The 1,549-nt window shown below is 31.6% G+C and carries 2 protein-coding genes; both read left to right on the top strand.

All coding sequences use genetic code 11. The features are described 5' to 3' along the window. A partial coding sequence (locus tag ACED28_RS23185) for an AAA family ATPase (protein ID WP_371710854.1) occupies positions 1-1,069 on the top strand: 1,069 nt, incomplete at its 5' end. 50 nt (positions 1,070-1,119) lie between these two features. Then, on the top strand, positions 1,120-1,549 hold a 430-nt coding region (locus ACED28_RS23180), incomplete at its 3' end, for an HNH endonuclease signature motif containing protein (RefSeq protein WP_371710853.1).

The following is a 1,549-nucleotide window of genomic DNA, read 5'->3' as shown; positions in this document are numbered from 1 at the left end:
GAGAAGCTGCTTAGTAAACAAGCGAATGATGACAACTACCTTGAAAAACGCCGGAGCTTTAAAATTAGGGCGGTATATAGTAAATAAAGAGAGCTATACTGACTCTTTTTCGTTCGAATTCAATAATGGTGATGAAGCGTATAACACATCTTGTTTTTTCGATTTTGACAGTAGAATCCCAATAAAATCAAGAATTAATGTCATTATTGGAGAGAACGGAACAGGAAAAACGACTTATTTGGCTGATTTGGCTTTAAGTCTTAGCGGTCGAAAGAATAAGGGAGTATTCACAGAACACCGCCCTTCATTTAGTAAAGTGATCTCTGCATCATTTAGTGCTTTCGATACATTTGAAATACCAGCGGAGAAAAAAACGTTTAGTTATAAATATTGTGGTTTAAGAAACAAAGACGGGTTTATGAACAGAAAGAACATGTTATCTGTATATAAATCATGTTGTAAAAAAATATCAGAAAGACACGCTATTGATCTTTGGTTAGATACTTTAAATAATTTCATACCTGATGATAAATTAAATTACATAAAAGAAGAATTTTTTGATAGAAAAATATTCTCCAACATAATAGATAATAAATTATTAAGCTCTGGAGAAAGTATATTACTATATTCTTTCACACAAATAATTGCGGAGACAAAAAAAGAATCAAGTTTGTTATTTGATGAACCAGAACTTCATCTTCACCCAAGAGCTATATCACATTTAATTCCGGCGATAAAACACATTCTTATAGACCTAAACGCCTATGCAATTATAGCTACACACTCTCCAATAGTACTTCAACAAGTACCATCTAAGTTCATCCGTGTATTTGATAACAATAGTGGTAAAGTTAACTCTAGAGTACTAGAAATAGAGACTTTAGGAGATAGTTTAAGCTCGATCACTAACGAGGTTTTTAACACTTTTGAAATAAACCAGCCTTATAAAGAATTATTAAAAAATTTATTTAGAAATAATAGTATAGAGGAAATAAACGACCTCTTCGAAGGAAAACTTAGCTTAAGCTGTGAGCTGTATTTAGAGAGCCTTCGTAATAATGAAAAATAAAACCTTATGTATGTGACAATGATAACATATATACAATAGCCGTCGGTGCAATGAATAGCACTTACAAAGGTTTGCCAACAAAAAAACCGACACTTGAGTCTTTGTCTAGTAGTGTTAAAGTTAGATACTTAGAGTATGATAATAAATTCAATAATAATGATTTATTGACAATCTCCAATTCAAATAGAAATAATACAGAAAAAGAAGCTCTTATATACCTTTATGAGGGGAGATCTAATACTGTAAGTGATTTAAAAAATTCCATTAAATTAAACCAAGATGTTCATCTTAGACAAATATGCCCTAACTGTGGACTTCTTCCAGCTGTTACAGTAGATCATTACATTCCCAAAGAAATACACCCTGATTTTTCAATCTACTCAAAAAATTTAATCTGGAGTTGTGGAACTTGTAATGGAAAAAAATCGGCGTTTTTCAAGGTAGTTGTCATCATTCGCTTGTTTACTAAGCAGCTTCTCT

This window comes from Vibrio sp. 1F253, from assembly GCF_041439295.1.
In the GTDB taxonomy this organism is placed as follows: domain Bacteria; phylum Pseudomonadota; class Gammaproteobacteria; order Enterobacterales; family Vibrionaceae; genus Vibrio; species Vibrio tasmaniensis_A.
Note: the sequence above shows the minus strand (reverse complement) of the source record. Positions and strands in the feature narration are given on the sequence as shown.